We start from the raw sequence: 21,641 nt of genomic DNA, 5'->3' as shown, positions 1-21,641 counted from the left end.
ACCATGGATATCGATCTGATTACCAACGTTCTGTATGCCATGGTGCGCACCGGCACCCCGCTGTTGATCGTCGCGCTAGGTGAACTGATTTGCGAAAAAAGCGGCGTGCTCAACCTCGGTCAAGAAGGCATGATGCTGATGGGCGCGGTGGTGGGCTTTATTGTCACCCTTACCACCGGCAGCCTGGCACTGGGCTTTTTTGTCGCCATTCTGGCGGGCATTCTGATGTCGCTGATCTTTGGTTTTATCACCATGGAGCTGAGCGCCAATCAGGTAGCCACGGGTCTGGCGCTGACCATCTTTGGTACCGGCCTGTCGGCCTTTATTGGCGCCAGCTACGTGGGCAAGCCGGTTGAAGGCCTCGACCCGATTTACATCCCCGTGCTCACGGACTTGCCAATCATCGGCCGCATGCTGTTTGGTCAGGACCTGATTGTGTACCTGTCGTTTGCGCTGTTCGGCGGTGTGTACTGGTTTATCAATCACTCTCGTCCGGGGCTGATTCTGAAAGCCGTTGGTGAAAACCCACACTCTGCCAACGCCATTGGCCTGCCGGTGTTCAAAACCCGCTATCTGGCGATTGTATTTGGCGGCGCCATGGCCGGTCTGGCCGGTGGTTACCTGTCGCTGGCCTACACCCCGCTATGGGTAGAAAACATGAGCGCCGGTCGCGGCTGGATTGCACTGGCTCTGGTGGTATTCGCCAGCTGGAAAGCCGAACGGGTGTTACTCGGTGCCTGGCTGTTTGGCCTTGCCTCCATTCTGCACCTGGTATTCCAGGGCCTGGGATTCTCGGTATCGCCGAACCTGCTGGCGATCCTGCCGTATCTGGCGACGATTCTGGTACTGGTGGTGCTCTCCAGCAACCAGAGCCGCAACCGCCTGGTGGCTCCGGTATCGCTGGGCAAGCCGTTTTACGCCAAGAGCTGAGCTCGGGCGTCGGGCGTCGGACGTCGGACGCATGAATTGTAGGGTGCGCACCGCGCACCAGCATCCGGGTGTAGGAAGGAATTTATTCCCGATACCCGCTCAGGAATAGCTTCAGAATTATCAGCCCGCCACCTGACAAGGCCGAATATATGTCTAGCCCAAACACCTTGTGGATCGCCAACCCGCTGGCGATTCAAACCAACACAACAACAGATGCCAACAACAGCGCTGCTGGCGGTCTGGTGATTCAAAATGGCAAGATCATTGAACTGGTTGCAGCAGGCTGTGAACCCACCAGCCGTTACGACCAGAAGTTCGATGCCAGCAAGCTGGTGCTGATTCCCGGTTTGATCAACACCCATCACCACTTCTACCAGACCCTCACCCGTGCCTTGCCAGCGGCGCTGAACAAAGAGCTATTTCCGTGGCTGCAAACGCTGTATCCGGTGTGGGCGGGGCTGGAACCGCAGATGCTGCATCAGGCGACCAAACTGGCGTTAACCGAACTGTTGCTGTCCGGTTGCACTACCGCGGCCGACCATCACTACCTGTTTCCACAAACGCTGACCGACGCCATTGATGTGCAGGTGCAAGCAGCGCAGGAAGTGGGCATTCGTGTGACGCTGACCCGAGGTTCCATGAGCCTGGGGCAGGATGACGGCGGTCTGCCACCGCAGCACGTGGTGCAAACCGAAGACGCCATCATGGCCGACAGCGAACGCCTGATTGGCCGCTACCACGACGCCTCTGAAGGCTCGATGGTGCAGATTGCGCTAGCGCCGTGTTCACCGTTTTCGGTGACCCGCGACATCATGATCGCCAGTGCCGATCTGGCGCAAAAACACAACGTGCGGCTGCACACGCACCTGGCCGAAACCCTCGACGAGGAAGCCTTCTGCGAAAAAATGTTTGGCCTGCGCACGGTGGATTATCTGGACAGCGTTAACTGGCTGCATAACCGTACCTGGCTGGCCCACGGCATTCATTTTGATGCATCCGAAATCCAGCGTTTGGGTAAGGCCGGTGTCGGCATCTGCCACTGTCCCAGCTCCAACATGATGCTGGCTTCGGGGATCTGTCCGGTGAAAGACCTCGAAGCCGCTGGCAGCCCGGTGGGTATTGGCGTCGATGGCTCCGCCTCTAACGACTGCTCGAACCTGATTCAGGAAGCTCGTCAGGCCATGTACCTGCAGCGGCTGAAATACGGTTCGTCCAACGTCACTCATCAGGATGCTATCCGCTGGGCCACGCAGGGCTCTGCCAGGGTGCTGGGCCGTGCGGATATCGGCACGCTCGAAGTGGGCAAACAAGCGGATCTGGCGCTGTTTAATCTGGACGAGCTGCGCTTCTCTGGCAGTCACGATCCATTGGCCGCACTGCTGTTGTGTGGTGCTCATACCGCCGACCATGTGATGGTGGCCGGTGAATGGAAAGTGCAAAACGGTGAAGTGTCGGGTGTGGATATCCGCAAGCTGCGGGGTGAACATCAGCAGGCCGCCGAGCAATTGGCTGCCAGGGCTTAAAGCTTGAGTCAGTGGCGGGCGCCGCTAACCGGTGCGCGTTGCACACCGCCTGCCAATTCAGCTGCATCATTCGTCAGCATTGCTCGCTCGGGTCAGCATTCCGCTTCCTTGCCACTTGATCCACAGGCTTTGATTGAATAAAGTGACCACCTGGTCAACTTTTTGCTTAAACAGGCCCCTCATGTCTAACCTCACCTACTCCATGGACTACCCCGTCAGCTGGGAAGAACTGCACCGTAACGCCCGCGCGCTGTCACTGCGCCTGCTCGACAAAGGCCCATGGAAAGGCATGATTGTGATTACCCGTGGTGGTCTGGTACCCGCAGCCATTTTGGCCCGCGAGCTGAACATCCGCCTGATCGACACCATTTGTGTCACCAGCTACAAGCCATCCAGTGACGACGATTCAACCCAGAACAATCAGGGTGAAATTGAGTTGTTGAAAGGTGTGGAAGGTGATGGCGAAGGCATGCTGCTGATCGACGATCTGGTCGATACCGGCAAAACCGCCCGTTATGTGCGCGACATGCTACCGAAGGCTCACCTGGCAACCATTTATGCCAAGCCAGCAGGCGTTGATCTGGTGGATACCTTTATCACCGAAGTCAGCCAAGACACCTGGATTCGGTTCCCGTGGGATATGGAGTACACCTTCTCGACACCACTGGCCGAGCGTCGGTAACAATCAGGCGTGAGGTGGGCACCAGTGCCCACCCTATCCAATCGGCAAAGCCCATTCGCAGGCAAGCCAGCTCCTACCGTTGTGTGGGCATTGAATATCGCGCGTAGGGTGTGCACTGCGCACCGATTCAATGTGATGAACTAGTTAAAAAGCTGTCTCAAACACCAACAAAGCCCATTCGCAGGCAAGCTAACAGCTACCGCTCGTACTACAGGAATAAGCCTTACTCGGTTCCTTCGGCGAATACGGCCAATGGGTCGGAGCTGTCGATTGCCAGGCTGATTGGGTCGCCGGGTTTGACGCTATTTTCGTGGTTCACCCGAATCCGCAGTTCCCGCTGGCTGCCATGCAGTTCAGCAGCCAGTAAACGGCTGCCGCCTTCAAAGCGGGACCATTTCACGGTGGCGTTGGCCGGGGCTGCACCGCTGTGGTTAATCACCAGGTCGTCCGGGCGTATCAGGACGTCGATGTTGCCGCCATCTTTGACGCTACCGTGGGGCTGTACCAGCACCGGGCCAAGTTCGGTGGTGGCCTGATTGCCTGTCAGGGTGGCAGGCAGAAAAGCCGCTTCGCCGAGGAAGCCTGCAATAAAGCGGTTGGCCGGTTGACTGAAGCATTCTTCAGGCGAGGCCATTTGCTGCACTTTACCGGCTTTGAGGATACCAACCCGATCGCCAATGGAGAGCGCTTCGTGCTGGTCGTGGGTAACCCAGATGGCCGGTACGGCGGCTTCTTTCAAAGCCTGACGGATGTCCCAACGCAGGGTGTCTTTCAGTGCGGCGTCGAGGTTCGACAGCGGTTCATCCAGCAATACGTAGGAGGGCTGATGCGCCAGTGTGCGCGCCAGCGCCACACGTTGTTTTTGGCCACCGGACAGCTGGGTGGGTTTGACGTCGCAGAATTGCGACAGCCCCAGCAGCTCCAGCCAATGTTTGGCGAGGCTAATGTCTTTCTGGCGGAAGCTGACGTTTTCCAGCACGGTCAGGTGCGGGAACAGGGCGAAGTCCTGAAACATCATGCCGACGTTGCGCTTTTCCGGTGGTACCATTTTGGTGGCTGACGCCGTCCAGTTGCCAACGCTGATACTGCCGTCGCTGACCGGAATCAGTCCCGCCAGCGCTTGCAGAATGGTGGTTTTACCGCAGCCGGTAGGACCGACCAACATCAGGATTTCATCGTGGCCGAGGGTGAAGTTCACTCCATCCACAACGCGATGATCACCGTAGTTAATACAGAGGTTGGATACGTTCAGCATACCTGACTGAATTCCTTAGTTTGGCTCTTTGGCCGCCGTCAGATCTGCCTTGCGTTCGCCAGACAACATCAACGCCAGACCGATGGCAGAGATCAGAATCAGTAATAAACCCGGAATAGCGGCACGGCCAAAATAACCGGCTTCGTACACACGCCACAGGTAGGTGGCCAGGGTTTCAAAACCGGTTGGCCCCAACATCAGGGTGGCGGGCATTTCCCGCATGGCTTCCAGAAACACCAGTGCTGCACCGGCCACCATGCCACGCATCGACAGCGGCATGGTGACGCGCCAGAAGGCTTCTTTGGGTTTGGCACCCAATACCCGCGCGGCTTTCACCAGACTGGGGTCGAGGCCTTCGGCGGTCGAACGCACTGAGCCCACCGCCAATGGCAAGAAGCGGAACACGTAAGCAAACACCAGCAAGGCCAGCGACTGATACAGCACTGGCAGCTGCAAGCCAACGTAGACCATGGCCGTGCCCATCACAATGCCGGGCAAACCAAAGCCGAGGAAGGTAATGCGCTCCATCAGTTTGCCAAAGCGTCCGGACATAGCAGCAAACGCCACCGGCAAGGCAATCACCACCGCTGCTACTGCAGCCAGCAAGGAGGCATAGCCGGAGTTCCAGGCCAGTGTCATATCAAAATGATCGATGCCGTCACGAGCCAGCCAGATGCCAAACACCAGCAACGGAATCACAATCGCCAGAATCAGAATAGGGGTCACAAACGCCGCAGCAAGGCCCAGATGCCAGCGCTTGGGCCACAGCTCCAGATGCTTGCCAGGCTTTTCCCGTGCGCCTTTCACCCGCGATTCCAGCACCAGCACAACCGCCACAATGGCCATCAGCTGCAATGAAAACATCGCTGCTTCGGCCAGACCGAAGGCGTTGTATTCCACAAAAATAACTCGGGTAAAAGTGTCGAAACGCATGAACGCGGGTGTACCAAAGTCCGACAAGGTATACAGCGCCACCAGCAAGGCACCGGCAGCAATACCGGTAATCGCCCGTGGTAGCACCACGTACCAAAGGCTCGCCGGTAGCGACATACCGAGGGTTCGGGCGGCATTCACCAGACTGCCATCCAGGCTCTTGAGCGAGGCCCGGGTGGTCAGCATGACGTAGGGATAGGAGTAGATCACCATCGCCAATGTGGCACCGGTCAGGCCATCCAGCACCGGGGTGGAAATGCCAAACAGCTGCGCCAATTCGCCGGAGGGGCCAGAAGCCGCATACAGCGTAAACGCGCCAATATAACTGGGCATCGCCAGCGGTGAGGCCAGTATCACCAGCCATAACGAGGGCATGGGAAGCCGCACATAAGCGGTCAACAGCGCCAGTGGTACGCCGATCAACACCGAGCCCAGTACCGTCAGGCCAGTCAGCAGCAATGAGTTCCACAGAATGCGCAGGTTGTAGTCGCCCATCATGTCGCTGGCGTCTGAGGCCAGGTCGAACAGCACCAGCAGCGGCAATACCGCTGCGATGGCAATGATCAGGGCAAGAGGATACGGGGCCGGGATGCGCTTCATAACACGCCGGTCTGGCGCATCAATCTCAGCGTAGGTCGCAGGTCGGACAGTTTCGACAGATCGATGTCCGGCGGCGACAGTTCGGTCATTGGCGGAATGCCCGCAGGCGGTTCAATACCGTTGACCAGAGGAATTTCATACGCTTCGCGAGCCAGGTAGCTCTGCACTTCCTTGCTCAGTAAGTAACGTACGAAGTTAATTGGCAGATCGCCTTCGGTCAGCGCCATCACTCCAGAGGCGTTAACCAGACAACCGGCGTCATCTTTGGTGAAGGCCAGTTGCACATTAGCATCCGGCTTACCGGCTTTCAGGCGCAGGGTGTAATAATGGTTGGCAAAACCCAGGTCCACTTCACCACGCTCAACCGCCATCACTACACCCAGCTCACCGGCGTACTTGGTAGCTTTGGCGTTAATGGCCTTGAGCCATTCGCCCGTTACTTTGTCGCCTTCCTGAATGCGCATGGCGGTCAGGAACGACTGGAACGAGGAATACGCGGGCGCCCAGCCCAGCTTCAGGTCGGTATCGGCAAGGGCCAATACGCTGTCAGGAATTTTGTCGGCGCTTACCCGTGACGGGTTGTACGGCAGGGTACGAATGCGGCCAGTAATAGGTGCCCAGTTTGGATACTGGAAACTGGTGTCGAGCAGGTCGGTCAGGCTTGGCGGCAACGCCTGGCCCTGACCGTTGTCTGCCACCACACCAATGGCGCCGGAATCCACCGCCCAAAACAGGTCGGCTTTCTGAATACCGGCTTTGGCCTCCGCCATAATAGCGTTGGCCAACGCCGCGGTAGCACCGCGGCGAATGGTGAGCGTCAGCTCGGGGTTACGCTTCTGAATGGCGTCCAGTACGTTTTCGTACAGGCCGCCTTCACCACGTCCCAGATACAGGGTTAATTCGCCTTTCAACTGAGGCAAATCATTGACCGACTCAGGGTCGCGCTTGCTTTGGGCGAAAACCGGATTGCTCATCAATGGCAATCCGCCAAGTGCGCCCATCGAAGCGAGCGCCTGTATCAGGGTACGTCGTTGCACGTCAGAATACGTCCTTACGTTCTTTTTCAACTTCTTCCAGCAGCGTGCGAGCACGCTCCAGCTTGGTCTTCATTTCTTCGACCACGGAGCGTACCTCATCTACGGACTTGTTGTCTTTGATTGCCAGCGGCAAAGTCACGTTGAAGTACTTCTCCATGTCGGTTACCAGCTTGGCATCCTTCTCGATCAGCATGCCTTCGATGCCTTCGAAACGGTACAGGTAAGTGTCGTGAACCAGCGTCGTAGCAACATCGCTCAGCTGCTCGGCGTACTTGGCAACCACACGGTCCAGACGATGAGAGATGTCGTCGACGGTTTCAACCGGAGTGGTTGGTTCTTTTTCAGTGGTCTGAATTTCAGGCAGCAGGTTCTGAGCCTGGTAGTGAGCCGCCAAACGAACCGCACCCAGTGCTTGCCACAGGGTTTGCTCCAGTTTTTCCTGCTCGGCGCGAACGTCCGCTACCGGCGCTTTTGCATCGATCTTGCCCTTGATGCCAAACAGGCCCTGCCAGATGGAAGCGTAGATAGGCACATAGTTGGTTTCAATGGCAGAGTGAAAATCCACCTCTTCCCAGATATCAACCACAGTTTCAGCCTTGGCTGCCTTCTGGCCTTTTTCTTCATAGCGATCAACGATGCCGTCGATCTTGCCGATGATCCAGTTCACTTCCTGAGTGTACTGATCCATGTGGGCTTTCATGTCGTTTACGTGGTCACCGATTGCGCCGTTTGCCGCCGCCAATGGGCTGAACATGGCAGCCATCAGGCTGACAGCGCCAGCACATACCAAAGAGTTCATACGGTTTTTCATAACTATCCTGATTTGATTCTTTTATGAATGAATTCCCCAGCATCAGGGCAGGCCCACAACACTGAAACCGACTGACAGCTTGCAAGTGTAAACCAATCAAAGGTCGAGAAGCTGTTAATGTGAACAATGATATTGATTCTCAATTGGTGTCACAAGACCGCAATAGAACTCTTGACCAAAAAACCGTCGTACATCAACCGCTCCAGAACCCGGGTTCTGGTTCTGCACGTCAATTGTCACTGAAAACAGCGGCCCCGTTCACGAAAGCGACGCCCCAGTGCATTTTCTGATCACATCAGGGAACACTGAAATCGCTGCGCCAGCACAGTGCTGACCACATGGCCAGCCGCACTAATTTACGTCACGCCAAGTAAACGGCCCAATCACACACGCCCCGCAGCACATCAGTGCCATTGCATACGCTCACCGCCAGACTGATCTGACTCAGGCAATCCCCCATGATCCCATCGGCCAAAGCCGTCGATTGCTCTTGTTTTCTTGCTGCATGGAAATTTTCTGCCCAAGTGGTCAGCTAATTGCTATCTCAAACGCCAGTTGTCCACTCGGTCAGGTTTAACACCATGAAATCCCGACCCGCGACCCATTCATTTAATTGAAAGAGACAGAGATAAAAGAGAGAAGATGATGAACAAACGCACACTGATCATGGCCCTTGCCGCCAGCACAGCAGCCGTCGCGACCATTCCCGCGGCCCATGCCGAACGCTATTTTTCCGACAACAGCATTTCCGTACTGATGGGCGGCGACTTCAAAGTGGACACCAACGACTGGCCACAGTCCAACAAAGACTACGGCCTCACAACCTACACGGTTGAACACGTGTCCGGTTACAGCTGGGGCGGACTGTTCTTCTTTATGGACCGCGATCAGGGCGACGACAATTTCCGCGCCACCTACAGTGAATTTTCACCCAAGTTCTACGTCGCCAAATTCGACGACAGCATCATCAAAACCGTCAACCTCGCCTTCACCGTAGAATCCGGCTCCACCTCCTCCGGTTTCAGCCAGGACAACTACCTCTATGGCGTCGGAGCCGACCTGGCCATTCCGGGCATGAACTACGCCAGCGCTACCTGGTACTACTGCAAAAACGACAACGACGTCGAAAACGATCACCAGATCACCCTCACCTACGGTGCTTCATGGGGCAACGCCGCTTTTGAAGGCTACATCGACTACTCCACCGGTGCCGACGACCACAAAGCCAGCTTTAACTTCAACCCACAGCTGACCTACAACCTCGGCCCAATGCTGGGCTACGAAAACAAGGTCAAAGTGGGTGTGGAAGTCAGCTCATGGCACAACAAATACGGTACCGAATTCGACGAAGATACCGTCAGCGCGATTATTAAAGTGCACTTGTAAAAGAGTGCGCCTGTAAAACTACGGCTTTAACAGTTGCAAGAAAGCCGTTGGAAACAGGCAAGAAAAAACGGCCAGGCCATCAGAATGTAATTGATGGTCTGGCCGTTTGGGTTTGCGAACAGAGTTGGAGATATCGTTTCAGTGTGGTGCCAGTAGCGCAACATAATGAGCAGTGCACCCTGACACTATGTTTTGGTCAACAAAACCGGACACATTAGTTTGCTTATTTCTCGTACTCTATCGGCGATAAATCACCGTTCGTAGAGGGTAGTCGATTCCGGTTGCCCTCTTTTGTATTGCTTTTTATGCAGCTACAGGTACTCGCCATAAGTGGTTACCAGAGGTTCATGAAAGTTCGGCCGCCGACGGTGTTTGCTTTCCAGCAAGCGGATCAGCTGTTGAAAGCTTTGTTGATGCTCTGGAACCCAGCTTTGCTTAAGGTTGCCTAACCATTGCATAGCTTCTTCGTAGAAGCGGTTATTCGTACGACTGATCAGCGATTGCAGTGCATCGAACGCCAACTCCTGAGCTTTTTCATTGGAAAGATCCACCACCTCGGACATTGCAACGATGTTGAGCATCAGATGCTCACTTACAGGATATTGATGGGCCCAGTCCAACGATTTCTGATATTGGCGAGTAATCACGTAAAAGAGCCCAATGTCTTCGGAGCAGCTGTCGTACATAAACCGTCGAACGCCGATTTCTGGTTCGAGATGCGCATCTTCAATCAGTGCCGCTTCGGCTTGCGCCAACCAACCTTCCGGTGGCGAAATATCATCGTATTGCTTCAATAGCTCCCAAAGAGGCTTCCAGTTATCCAAATCGGGGCAGCCGAGAAAGGTTTGCCAGTGTTGATGCCAAACCTCATTTGTTTTGCCTGAACAAAGATCAATACGTCGCTGAATTTCCTCAATTCTGCTTCTTTCATAGTGGTCAGAGGGCAATTGACGAGCGCGGATTAACAAGTCTTCGGCCTTGAGTTCATCTTCAATATCTAACCAGCGTTCAGCCAAATACATACAGTCCTCTGCTGTTCGGGCAGCTTTTTCCTTAAGGACTAATTGCTCATGATTATCGTCAGGAGATCGGTCAATCAAGACGTAAAGCCACACCAGTCGCTCCAGAGATCGATTGGGCAGGCGTTTGCGAAAATCGGCAGCAACCTCAATAGTATCTATTTCGCTGCGTAGCCATGCACTAAAAGCGGTATGTTCGCTGCCGTCGGTCAAAAAATCAGCAAAACTATCAGCCAGCACGTCGATTGTCGACAGGTGCTCCAGTAGCCACTGATGACGTTTGTTTTCCGGCCAAGCAAGCCGTCTGAACTGCTTTACAGTCGCCTGCAGAAGCAGCTGCTCCAGCTCGAAACGAAAGCCTCCGGAGTCATCAATGGTCTCGAGCATCAACTCAAGGCGCTGCAATGCCTTGATACACCAGCCCAGTGTTTTTTCTGCAGGCAGGTTATCCAGATGATCAACCACCGGCTGCAGCACGGTCACTGCTTTGTCGAAATACTGACGAACCTTGCGGTATTCCCACAGATGATTGCGTTTTGGCAGCGCTTTGGTGATGTACTTGTTAACTGCCGAGATAGATTCCGCCTGAGTCTGTAAAACGACTCGAAGAGCCAGTTCTTCCCGCAACTCCGGGTGGAGCCTTACCTGTTCATACAGGCGTTCAACCAATGACTCCTTTGGTTGTTGTTCAAGCCATTGGCGAATATCCAGCAGTTCTTTTTCTTTGGCAGTCAAAGGTTGCACCTGCGAAGACGGTTCTTCCGGGTCAAGCACCTGATCATCGCTTCCTTGTATGTCGAGATATTCCAACCAGGTAGCAACCGCATGCTTGCACATGGGCTGATAATCTGCGGCTGGACAATCGCATTGATGGCGTTCAAGAGCGCCATTCTGAAATGTCAGGATCACCTGATAGTTCTGAGTGCCTTCAACAACCGCAAACACTCTTCCATCCGGTCGAGCATCAAACTTCATGAATTTATCGGCCTGCATAATTTTCAGGCCTTTGTTGAAAACGGTATCGCCCGCCAGCTGGCGAATCAAATCAATGTCCATCAGTTATCACACGGTCAGGTAATCATTCACATCGTCGATTAATGGGGTCATATTCTGCTAATCAGTGCCCTACAACAACAACCCACCTTCAATCGGGTAAAACTCGCTGGCGGCGTTAATCAACGACGAGGCCGTCAGTTTGGTGACGCCATAAACCTCTACCTGTTTGCCCTTCCCCACTCGCAGTTTGTTGGCCAGTAAATCGAAGTCGCCGTCGCCCGATACCAGTACCACCACGTCGGCTTCGGAGCCATATTCCAGCGCATCAATGGTGATGCCGACGTCCCAGTCGCCTTTGGCGGAGCCGTCGGAGCGTTGGATAAAGGGTTTCAGGCGTACGTCAAAGCCAATGGCTCGGAGGATGTTCTGGAATTCCCGCTGCTTGGGGTCGCCACGGTCGGTGGCATAGGCCACGGCTTTGATCACTTCGCGGCCATCGGTGACCTGGGCCCAGAAGCGGTTGTAGTTGAAGTTGCGTTTGAAGGCGCTACGGGTGGTGTAGTAGACGTTTTGAACGTCTACGAAGATGGCGACGGTGGTCATGGCTGGCTCGTTGATCCGATGTTCCCTGTATCCAACCACAGCCAGCCGCCGCTGGCGAACTCTCGGGGCATCTATTTCATTTCGTACCTGCTCGGGCCTCTGCGTGCTTGCACAGTTACAGATGCCCCAGGCTGTTTACTGCAAGGTCGCCGGTTTGCCGTAGTCCTGACGTTCGGCCAGCCACTCGTTGTAGTCAGGGACTACCTGACTGGCAGGAACTTCGGCCAGAATTTCGAAGAAATCGCTACGGTAAGCGCCTTTCAATACGTCGGCCCTTGGCTTGCCCCGCACCACCAGCACGGACTGCTCGTTCTGATGGTCGAAGCTGCGCCAGTGCTGTTCTCCTTTTAACAGCTGATAGCGATGCCCTTCCAACGCCTTGACCACACGCTTGGGTGATACCGATTTTGCCCGTCTGACCGCGTCCACGTACTGGTACACCACCGAATAGGCCGAGGCCGCTGCTGCCGACGGACGGTGCTGGTACAGCGCACTGTAGGCATCGACGAATGCCTGACCGCGCTGATAGCCGAATTTGGCTGGGGCATTCCAGCTCCATGGCATGGTGGCCAGTACTCCGGTTAACGCCGATGCCCCTATTTCCTGGGCGGTTTCCAGATCGAGCGTGGGAACCACAATGGTCATCCGCTCATGCAGGCCCAGCTGACGGGCGTGCTGCAACATATTGGCAAGGTCTCGTCCGAACTGGATCAGCACCAGTACATCGGCACCGGAGTTATCAGCGACTGCCAGTGCCATCTCCAGATCTTGTTTGCGAGGCTTGGGGTATTGGGTGGGAATACTGGCGTGCTGGCCACGGTCGCCAGTGTTGGTAAAGCGCCGCATGGAGTCTTCGGTAGAAGTGCCCCACGGGCCACTGGCTGTGATGTAGAAGAAGGTTTTGCCTTGCAGGGAATCAGCCATCACGCTGGCCAGTGCCGCAGCCGACATACGGGCACTCTGATTTTCCCGAAAGAACAACTTGTGGCCACGCTTGCCAGTCAGCTCATTGGCATAGGCTTGCACCGCAAAGTACGGCACACCGTGGCGCTGGGCCTCACGCCCGGTAGCACGGGACACTTCGCTGGAAACACCGCCCATGATCATTTGCGCCCCCTGCGATACCAACTCGCTGACGTTACCCGCCACACGTGCGGGATCGAAGTTGGTATCGGTCGTCAGCAACTCCAGCTGCTTACCCAACACCCCGCCTTGCGCATTGATTTCGTTAATGGCCAACAAGGCCCCTTCTGCCTGGGCAAAACCGTGGGATTTGTAGCGACCACTGAGGGGATAGTTGAGCCCCAGTTTGATGGTGTCGGCAGCCCATGTGGCTGTGGCACCCAACAGCAGTGCCGTCGCGGCGATCAGTTTCAAAGAAGTGTTCATACCCTGTCCTGTGGCCACACCGGCAAATGTGGCGCTGCTTTTATTATTGTTGCTACAGGTTAAGGGAAAACCGTCTGACGCAAGGATGATATTGCTGGTGCCATATATATCAATTTCGTCAGCTGCTGGTTGCAAAGAATACGCCCCACAGCCTGCTATGGCTGATCCAGAGGCCGATGTTCGGATAGAGGGAGCCCTGCTTGTTCGCGAATAAAACACCCAAACGGCAAAAATACCCTATAAAACCGAAGCCCGATTGCAGCGATGAATTCAATGAAGTAGACCGTCATCACTTGAAGGACTTTCGCCTGTTTTATGCGTTTATTCAGAGAAAAGGTCTGTATCTATTTGGCTAAATTGAATGGTCTTCTGGTTTGGCCCGTCACGCTGGAAGCAAGGGACTCTCTGAATAACCCTGCACAGCTCTGTCATCCAGAGCGGGCACCGGGTTGCTCAAGAGGTCCCAAGACAAACCAATAATGATAAGGACTGTTAAATGGAGCTGTTTAACGAATGGGTGGGAGCCGTAAACGGTATTGTTTGGGGCCCCATGATGCTGGTGCTGATTCTGGGTGTGGGCTTGTTCCTGCAACTGGGATTACGGCTGATGCCAATCCGCAAGCTGGGCACAGGGTTCAGCCTGATGTGGAGTGGCCGCAATGCCTCTGAGGGCGAAAAACAACAGGGGGATATTTCCCCGTTTCAGGCGCTGATGACCGCCATGTCGGCGACCGTGGGTACAGGCAACATCGCTGGTGTGGCCACGGCGGTATTCCTGGGTGGTCCGGGTGCCTTGTTCTGGATGTGGTGTACGGCACTGGTGGGTATGGCGACCAAATACTCCGAAGCCGTGCTGGCGGTGAAATACCGCGAGGTAGACGAAGAAGGCAACCACGTTGGTGGCCCAATGTACTACATCAAGAATGGTCTGGGGAAGAACTGGGCCTGGATGGGCGCGGCCTTCGCCATCTTCGGCACCATTGCCGGCTTTGGTATTGGCAATACCGTGCAATCCAACTCGGTGGCCTCGGTGCTGGAGGCCAACTTCTCGGTACCTGCATGGGCAACCGGACTGGTATTGATGGTGCTGACCGGCGCTGTGCTGCTGGGTGGAATCAAGCGCATTGGTTCTGTCGCTGGTGCTCTGGTGCCATTGATGGCGCTGGGCTATCTGGTGATTGGTCTGATCGTACTGGCGATTAACTCGGCTGAAATTCCCCACGCGCTGGAGCTGATTTTCACCTATGCTTTTACCGAATCGGCTGCGGAAGGCGGTTTTGCCGGTGCCGCAGTATGGGCGGCTATTCGCTTTGGTGTGGCGCGCGGTGTGTTTTCCAACGAAGCCGGTTTAGGCTCAGCGCCAATCGCTCACGCGGCGTCACAAACCAAGGACCCGATCCGTCAGGGCCTGATTGCGATGCTGGGCACCTTCATCGACACCATCGTCATTTGTTCCATTACCGGCCTGGTGATCATCACTTCCGGTGAGTGGACATCGGGCGTCTCCGGTGCCGCGTTGACGTCGGCCGCCTTCGCCACCGCTTTGCCGGGTGTGGGTAACTATCTGGTGGCGATTGCGCTGGCGGTGTTTGCCTTCACCACCATATTGGGCTGGAGCCTGTATGGCGAGCGCTGCGCGGAATACCTGTTTGGCGTCAAAGCCATTCGTCCATTCCGGGTGCTGTGGATCGTTGCTGTGCCGGTAGGCACCGTGGTGAGTCTGGATACCGTCTGGCTGTTGGCCGACACCCTCAACGCCATGATGGCGCTGCCAAACCTGGTGGCACTGGCGTTGTTGAGTCCGGTGGTGTTCAAGCTGACTCGCGAATACTTCGACAAGCACTGATCAGTGCCACGGGAGGGGCGTGAGAGGCTCCTCCATCCACCTGCTTGCAGGTGATGCCCAAGCCGCCAGACGGGTGGCGGCCTTGGGTTTTCAATTCCTTTGCCCTGCAAATTCCTTTTCCCGGCTTTCGGGTCACTCTTCTTCCTGATAATCCGCGCTTTCAATATCGCGTTTGGCCTGCACCGGGTTGGCCATCCATTTCATGATGACGTCGCCTTCGCCACGGCCGTAGATGGTCAGTGTACCGAAGCCCAGAATCCGTCCCCAGATCCCCTGATTGATTTCAATGGCTTCGATGGCTTCCAGTTTCATTTCGTCGGTTTTACGGGCGATGATGCCGCTCTTGTGGATAACCCGTTTGTTGGTAACACCCTGTTCGGTGCATTTCCAGGTTAACCAGTAGTAAAGCGCGACGGGAATCCAGATGATGGTGACGCAGAGGATCACGTGCAGCACCAGAAAGAAGCGAATGATCCAGTGGAACTCAAACACCTTGTAAATGTTTTCCCCTTTCGAAAGGGATTCGTCGATATAAGCCATCCATAACTCCTGCAAACAGTCTGGCCGGTTGGAGTAAACGAGTGTCGAAAAGTGCCACTCAAGGCGCGCTATTCAGCCGCAAAAATGCCCCAAGCTAAAGGGCTTTTGTGGAACAGGGTCTCAAGTTTGTCAGCTGCTTGAGATTCTACGTCTGTATAACCCGCTTGCCCGCTAATACAGCGAGGAGTAACGTCCTGTTTTTATCCAAGGATCGTACCGTCTGTGTTTCTGAATCAACTCGATGCCTCCAACCGTAATGGACTGTGGAAGCTGTTCACTGCCCAGTCGCTCGGTGCTTCCAGCGCACCTATTGTGATTGCTCTTGGTGGTCTTATCGGCCACCAGCTGGCGAGCGATCCATCCCTGGCCACCCTGCCGGTAAGCCTATACAGCGTTGGTGTTGCTCTTTCGACCATTCCAGCCGCCCGTTTGATGATGGGCATGGGCCGGGTAGCAACCTATAAAACCGGGGCACTGATATGTGTGCTGGCCAGCGTATTGGCGACCATGGCAATCATCTGGCAGTCGTTCGAACTGTTCTGTGTGGCGGTGGCCTTGAGTGGCTTTTACGGTGCTTGTGTGCAGAACTACCGTTTTGCCGCCTCCGACATTACGCCAGCCGAGTTCAAACCCAGTGCCATTTCGATGATCATGGTCGGTGGCCTGGTCGCTGCGATCATTGGCCCACAGACCGTCATTCTGACTACCGACGCCATTGCCGAGCATAAATACGCTGGCAGCTTTGTGGCTCAAGGTGGCCTGGCGCTATTAGCAGTGCTGGTATTGATGACGCTGAAATTACCGGATGCCAAAGCTGCGCATACAGACGCCCCTGCCCGTCCGCTCTCACAGCTGTTAGCCCAGCCCAGATTAATCGTTGCCGTGATTGCCGGAGCCGCCTCCTACGCCTTGATGGCATTCGTGATGACCGCCGCACCGCTGGCGATGGTAATGCACGGCCACGACAGCAGCGACGCCACACTGGGTATTCAATGGCATATTCTGGCGATGTTCGGACCCAGCTTTTTTACCGGCAAGGTGATTCAGAAAACCAGCGCGCTGATTACCACCGCGATGGGGCTGATGCTGTTGTTCAGTGCCAGTCTGGTGGCCTTGATGGGGATGGAAGTCGGCCTGTTCTGGCTGGCGTTGATTCTACTTGGGCTGGGTTGGAACTTCGGTTTTATCGGCGTCACTACCATGCTCACCAGTTGTTATCAACCGTCTGAAAAGAGCAAGGTACAAGCAGTGAACGACTTTATGGTGTTCGGTACCGCAGCCATAGCGTCATTCAGTGCGGGCCACCAGCTCAGCGTGTCCGGTTGGCACCAGCTGAACCTGGCGACCTTCCCGTTTATTGCATTGGTATTGGTGGCACTGGTGCTGCTGCCGTGGCTGGAAAAGCGGCGAGATTAAACAGAAGATCGCCAGATCATCACTGCAACGCGCTTCCGATTCGCTGATCAATTGCCACTTCAAGCTCATCACGAACACGCCCAGACGCTACCTCCCTGTAGCAACTGGGCTAACCGGGCCATCCATGGCCTCATGCTCTATTCACTTTCGTTTTAATTGGCTCATCTCAATGCACTAGCAGTGACATTCCGGCGCCATTTCTGGCAGTAGCTTCGATCGCTAGCCGCCGGAGCGATACGGCGTTCCGGGAGAAGTTCTCCCCAAGAGGCAAACCGCTTTGGAGGTCCAAACAAGCGCTGTCCTTGAGATTACAGCGCGTTGCGTGATCAAGACGCGCCAATCCACACCTGCTTGGCATTGGTAAATTCGCGAATACCATGCGGCCCCAACTCACGACCATAACCGGACTTCTTGATACCACCGGATGGCAAGCGCGGGTCGGTTTTTACAATGCCATTAATCGAAATCTGACCTGCCTGCAGGTTCAGAATCGCATGGCGCTTGTTCAGCGGCTTTTCGGTCCAGATGCTGGCGCCCAGGCCGTATTGGGTATCGTTCGCCACCTCTAACGCCTGCTCGAAAGAATCCACTTTCATCACCGCCATCACAGGGCCAAAGGTCTCTTCTTCAAACACACACATGCCAGGCTTCACGTCCGCCAGCAAGGTTGGTGGGTAATACAGCCCCGGACGAGACAAGGCTTCACCACCCAGCAGGCATTTGGCCCCTTCAGCAATCGACGTCGTTACCTGACGATGGAGGTTATCCATCAGGTCCTGACGGGCAATCGGGCCGATATCTGTGTCGTCCAACAATGGGTCGCCGATCACCAACTTCTCCATTCGAACCCGCAGCATTTCAACGAACTGATCGTAAATCGGTGCTTCCACCAGAATACGCTTGGCAGCGATGCAGGACTGACCAGCATTAATAATGCGCGACAACACCACCACATCGGCGGCTTTCTCAAGGTCAGCGGCATCGGCCATCACGATGCATGGATCAGAGCCGCCCAGTTCCAGCACCGCGTGTTTGATTTCAGAAGCCGCTATCGCTGCCACCTTGCCACCCGCAGCACTGGAGCCAGTGAAAGACACCGCCTGAATCGCCGGGTGACGAATCGCTGCTTCCACATCACTGTTTGCTGCAGGCAGGTTCACCACAATGTTGGCGTCTGGCACTTTCAGGCGACTGCATACTTCCTGAATAATGTCGACGATCATCTTTGAGCAGCCCTGTACATGGGGATCGTGTTTCACCACACAGGTATTGCCCGCCATCAGCGCCGGAGCCAAAAAGCGGAACGCCAGCCACACCGGCGCATTCCACGGCAGAATACCCAACAAGGCACCGATCGGCTGATAGGTAACGTAGCTGTCCTTGGCATCGGATTCGATGCTGTCACTTTCCAGATAAGCCTGGGCATTCTGGGCGTAGTGCTCACAGCAGAAAGCGGCTTTTTCGACTTCGCCCCAGCCTTCCTTGATCGGTTTGCCCATTTCCATCGACATCATTTCCGCCAATAGCTGCTTGTTTTCGCGCAGTTGGGCAGCCACTTCCTGCATCATTTTGGTACGCAGATTCAGGCGGGTTTGACGCCAGCTGGTCCAGGCTCTGGCGGCCAGGTCGATGGTGGCTTTGATCTCGTCGGCGGTGAGTGCCGGGTACTGTTCCAGCACCAGTCCGGTGGCCGGGTTGGTGGAGGTAAGTGTCTGTTGTATAGCCATGGTGTCTCCTGTCACGGGCGGCTTGTTGCAGCCGCCCGTGTTGGATGGTCTTCAATTTGGTTCGGCAGGCACTGCCGCTCTCAGGCAGAGGCCACTTTCTTTTTCGGCTGGGCACTGACGGATACCACCGGCGATGCTGTGCTGCCTGTCGCGGTGGCCGTCGTTTTCTTCGCGCCGTGTTCGGGCTTCACCACAAAGTCCCGTTCGAAGTCGAAGAAGGAGGCACAGCCCTGATCGGTGATGTAGATGGTATCCGAGATACCGCAGGTTTTGTCGCCGTCGATGCCGTACATCCAGGGGATGATATGGAACGTCATGCCTTCTTCCAGTATCACCGAGTCGCCCTGATTGAGGCTGCATATATAGCCTTCGTCCCAGCTTGGCGGAAAGGCGATGCCAATCGAGTAGCCGGAGCGGGTCGCCAGTCGGGCGCCAACATCGTTATCCGAGATGATGTTACGGACCATGTTATCCACATCCGAAACCGTCATGCCCGGCTGGACGATGCTATGCACTTCGTCGAGCGCCTGTTTCATTTTCTCCTGCGCCTTGTACATGGAATCGCTCAGTTCGCCAAGTACCACGGTGCGCATCATGGCGGTGTGGTAACGGCGATAGCAGCCGCCGATTTCAAGGAACACATGCTCACCCGGCTGCACCACCCGACCTTCAAAAGTGGCGTGACCAATCATGGTTCGTGGCCCTGAGGTCACGTATGGCATCACCGATGGCGTTTCGCCACCGGCACAGAACATGGCGTTGGCAATGGCACCGCCGATCTCGTTTTCGGTCACCCCGGCAGCGCAGGCTTCGATCCCTGCCGCCATACCGGCCTGAGTCGCTTTTGCTGCCCGCTTCATGATTTCAATTTCATGCACAGATTTGCGAATACGGCCCTGCTCAACAATGCCGAAGCAATCCAACAGCTTGGCGTTGCGCATGCGGGTGTGGATAAAGTCCTGATGGTAGGCTGGGAAAAAGTAGGAATTGCGCTCGTAGCCAATGCGCTTGTTGCCCAGACCGAATTCTTTCAGTGCATCCACCAGCATCTGGATAGCATCGCCGGTGTCCGGGTACGGCCGCGTTACTTCCACCCAGGTGCGGTAAATCACGTTCGACTCTTCCAGTGCCCGGGTGATCATGAAAGGTTCGCCTTCCAAGGGCACCACTAACGCCTGGAAGAAGCTGTAGCCCGTGGTCTGGTAGTCGGTCAGGTACATGATGTTTTCCGGGTCGGAAATCACCACCGCATCGAGCCTGCGATAGGCAATACGTTCACGCAAGTCATTGATGCGACGCTCGTATTCAGAAAACGGGAAAGTCATATCATCACGCTGTTTCATAGTGCTGCCTCCAGGGTGTTGTCGGTGGCGCGAACCAGAATTTCCAGTCCGGCAGTGAGGTCGTCTTCAGGAATGGTGAGTGGTGGAATCAGCTTCAGCACCTTGCCGCCAGTACCACAGCTGGCGATCAGCAAACCGTTGTCGAAACACTCGGCAACAATGGCTTTGGAATGCTCGGTGTCGGCCACATCAAGGCCGATGATCATGCCTTTGCCACGCACTTCAACTTGTGGATATTTGCGCACCAGCGGCGCCAGCGCGTCGTTCATGATGGTGGTGCAACGGGCCACCTGATCCATCAGTTCCGGCGTTTCGTAGTATTTGAGCGCTTCGGTACCCGCCACAAACGACAGGCTTTGGCCGCGGAACGTGCCGGTGTGTTCGCCTGGCGACCAGTGCTTGTCGTGCTCTGGCTTGACCAGATTCATCGCCATTGGCGTGCCCATGCCACCAATACCCTTGGCCAGACAGATGATGTCCGGATCAAGGCTTTCACCATTGGCAACTACATCATCAAAACTGAAGAACGAACCGGTACGACCGCAGCCAACCTGAATATCGTCCACCACCAGTAAGGCGCCAACGTCTTTGGCTAACGCCTGCAAGGCAAGCAACCATTCATTGCTGGCAACGTTTACCCCGCCTTCGGCCTGAATCGTCTCCACCACAAAGGCTGCTGGCGGCTCCATACCTGACGATGGGTCGGCGTACAGTTCTTTCAGCAGCGAGAGGCTGTCCATATAGCCGAACGGCTGATGCACCACATTGGCTAACGGCACACCGGCGGCACCGCGAAAATAGCTGTTGGCCGTCAGTGCCAGCGCCCCCAGCGTCATGCCATGAAAGCCTTTCGAAAACGCAACGACCTGACGACGACCTGTGACCCGGCGCGCCAGCTTCAGGGCCGCTTCTACCGAATTGGTGCCGGTTGGCCCCATAAACTGCATTTTGTGATCCATCGAACGCGGTTCCAGTATCACCTTCTCGAAGGTTTCCATAAACGTCCGCTTGGCGGTGCTGTGCATGTCCAGCGTGTGCAGCACACCGTCGTTCTGCAGGTAGTTGATCACCGCCTGTTTCATCCGCTCGTTGTTATGGCCGTAATTCAGTACACCGGCCCCGGCGAAAAAGTCGATGTATTCATTGCCCTGATCGTCCGTCTGACGTGCGTTCGAAGCTTTCTCGAACACCACCGGGTACACGCGGCAGTAGGCGCGGATGTCGGACTCTCGTTGCGCAAAAATGCTCATGTTGCTCTCCTTCATCGGGTTGCCTCTGGTTGAGGCGGTTGTGGCCAGGCTCGCGGACGAGTCGGTCGGTTTGGAACATATCCTGCGGAGCTGGATGCCTCTTGGGGAGAACTTCTCTCCCCGGCGGTTGCCATCCCCACTGCTTCGCGCTGCCGATTCGCATATCAATTTTCACGACGAGCGCATTACGACCACGCACAGATTCGGCATCCATGCCTCAACTGTGCTATCCGGCCATCCATGGCCAGATGTTCTATTTGCTCTTGTTCAAATTGGCTCATCTCAAGGCGCATTAGTGCTTCCGATAAGCTGTTATTTATCGAATAAAACGTTGATTGAATGGTTGTCTGTTAAA

The 21,641-nt window shown here is 55.5% G+C and carries 17 protein-coding genes; 6 read left to right on the top strand and 11 right to left on the bottom strand.

Features of this window, described 5'->3' with window-relative positions; genetic code table 11:
* Window positions 1–3 precede the first annotated feature (3 nt).
* From ACXADJ_RS18310 to gpt, 3 genes are all read left to right on the top strand, one after another.
* Complete coding sequence (locus ACXADJ_RS18310; RefSeq protein ID WP_475068851.1) at window positions 4–930, top strand: ABC transporter permease; 927 nt, start codon at window positions 4–6, stop codon at window positions 928–930.
* A gap of 149 nt (window positions 931–1,079) precedes the next feature.
* Entirely contained in the window at window positions 1,080–2,453 is a 1,374-nt protein-coding gene (locus tag ACXADJ_RS18305; protein WP_475068849.1) for an 8-oxoguanine deaminase, read from the top strand.
* 181 nt (window positions 2,454–2,634) lie between these two features.
* Window positions 2,635–3,135 (top strand): xanthine phosphoribosyltransferase, encoded by a 501-nt coding sequence (gene gpt, locus ACXADJ_RS18300; protein WP_475068847.1) that lies wholly within the window; start codon window positions 2,635–2,637, stop codon window positions 3,133–3,135.
* Window positions 3,136–3,358: 223 nt separating this feature from the next.
* On the opposite strand, the gene ACXADJ_RS18295 is transcribed toward gpt, so the two are convergent.
* From ACXADJ_RS18295 to ACXADJ_RS18280, 4 genes are all read right to left on the bottom strand, one after another.
* Window positions 3,359–4,390 (bottom strand): ABC transporter ATP-binding protein, encoded by a 1,032-nt coding sequence (locus ACXADJ_RS18295; RefSeq protein ID WP_475068845.1) that lies wholly within the window; start codon window positions 4,388–4,390, stop codon window positions 3,359–3,361.
* Between the two features lie 15 nt (window positions 4,391–4,405).
* Entirely contained in the window at window positions 4,406–5,923 is a 1,518-nt protein-coding gene (locus tag ACXADJ_RS18290; protein ID WP_475068843.1) for an ABC transporter permease, read from the bottom strand.
* Window positions 5,920–6,897 (bottom strand): substrate-binding domain-containing protein, encoded by a 978-nt coding sequence (locus ACXADJ_RS18285; RefSeq protein WP_245582629.1) that lies wholly within the window; start codon window positions 6,895–6,897, stop codon window positions 5,920–5,922. The genes ACXADJ_RS18290 and ACXADJ_RS18285 overlap by 4 nt, the downstream gene beginning before the upstream one ends.
* A gap of 64 nt (window positions 6,898–6,961) precedes the next feature.
* Window positions 6,962–7,759 (bottom strand): hypothetical protein, encoded by a 798-nt coding sequence (locus ACXADJ_RS18280; RefSeq protein ID WP_028293004.1) that lies wholly within the window; start codon window positions 7,757–7,759, stop codon window positions 6,962–6,964.
* Between the two features lie 654 nt (window positions 7,760–8,413).
* On the opposite strand from ACXADJ_RS18280, the gene ACXADJ_RS18275 reads away from it, so the two are divergent.
* Entirely contained in the window at window positions 8,414–9,157 is a 744-nt protein-coding gene (locus ACXADJ_RS18275; RefSeq protein WP_475068840.1) for a DUF5020 family protein, read from the top strand.
* Window positions 9,158–9,468: 311 nt separating this feature from the next.
* Here ACXADJ_RS18275 and ACXADJ_RS18270 read toward each other — a convergent pair whose 3' ends face one another.
* The 3 genes from ACXADJ_RS18270 to ACXADJ_RS18260 all read right to left on the bottom strand — a co-directional run bounded on the left by ACXADJ_RS18270 (window position 9,469) and on the right by ACXADJ_RS18260 (window position 13,164).
* Window positions 9,469–11,232 (bottom strand): SWIM zinc finger family protein, encoded by a 1,764-nt coding sequence (locus ACXADJ_RS18270; protein WP_475068838.1) that lies wholly within the window; start codon window positions 11,230–11,232, stop codon window positions 9,469–9,471.
* A 69-nt stretch (window positions 11,233–11,301) separates the two neighbouring features.
* Window positions 11,302–11,775, bottom strand: coding sequence for an NYN domain-containing protein (locus ACXADJ_RS18265; protein WP_028293001.1), 474 nt, complete (start codon window positions 11,773–11,775; stop codon window positions 11,302–11,304).
* Between the two features lie 135 nt (window positions 11,776–11,910).
* Window positions 11,911–13,164, bottom strand: a complete 1,254-nt coding sequence (locus ACXADJ_RS18260) for an ABC transporter substrate-binding protein (protein WP_475068836.1) — start codon at window positions 13,162–13,164, stop codon at window positions 11,911–11,913.
* Between the two features lie 496 nt (window positions 13,165–13,660).
* On the opposite strand from ACXADJ_RS18260, the gene ACXADJ_RS18255 reads away from it, so the two are divergent.
* Entirely contained in the window at window positions 13,661–15,010 is a 1,350-nt protein-coding gene (locus tag ACXADJ_RS18255) for an alanine/glycine:cation symporter family protein (RefSeq protein ID WP_475068834.1), read from the top strand.
* A gap of 132 nt (window positions 15,011–15,142) precedes the next feature.
* Here the strand turns inward: ACXADJ_RS18255 and ACXADJ_RS18250 are convergent, their stop codons facing one another.
* On the bottom strand, window positions 15,143–15,550 hold the full coding sequence (locus ACXADJ_RS18250; protein ID WP_475068832.1) for a PH domain-containing protein: 408 nt from the start codon (window positions 15,548–15,550) through the stop codon (window positions 15,143–15,145).
* A gap of 222 nt (window positions 15,551–15,772) precedes the next feature.
* Between ACXADJ_RS18250 and ACXADJ_RS18245 the strand changes: the two genes are divergently transcribed.
* Window positions 15,773–16,966: an MFS transporter gene (locus tag ACXADJ_RS18245; protein WP_475068830.1), complete on the top strand. Its 1,194-nt coding sequence runs from the start codon at window positions 15,773–15,775 to the stop codon at window positions 16,964–16,966.
* Between the two features lie 326 nt (window positions 16,967–17,292).
* Here the strand turns inward: ACXADJ_RS18245 and ACXADJ_RS18240 are convergent, their stop codons facing one another.
* From ACXADJ_RS18240 to ACXADJ_RS18230, 3 genes are all read right to left on the bottom strand, one after another.
* Window positions 17,293–18,693 (bottom strand): NAD-dependent succinate-semialdehyde dehydrogenase, encoded by a 1,401-nt coding sequence (locus tag ACXADJ_RS18240; RefSeq protein WP_475068828.1) that lies wholly within the window; start codon window positions 18,691–18,693, stop codon window positions 17,293–17,295.
* Window positions 18,694–18,773: 80 nt separating this feature from the next.
* Window positions 18,774–20,036 (bottom strand): ectoine hydrolase, encoded by a 1,263-nt coding sequence (doeA, locus tag ACXADJ_RS18235; protein ID WP_475068826.1) that lies wholly within the window; start codon window positions 20,034–20,036, stop codon window positions 18,774–18,776.
* On the bottom strand, window positions 20,033–21,286 hold the full coding sequence (locus ACXADJ_RS18230) for a diaminobutyrate--2-oxoglutarate transaminase (RefSeq protein WP_475068824.1): 1,254 nt from the start codon (window positions 21,284–21,286) through the stop codon (window positions 20,033–20,035). The genes doeA and ACXADJ_RS18230 overlap by 4 nt, the downstream gene beginning before the upstream one ends.
* Between the last annotated feature and the right edge of the window lie 355 nt (window positions 21,287–21,641).

The organism is Oceanobacter sp. ABM4_470 (genome assembly GCF_056158645.1).
This window is presented reverse-complemented; position numbering and strand designations above follow the sequence as displayed.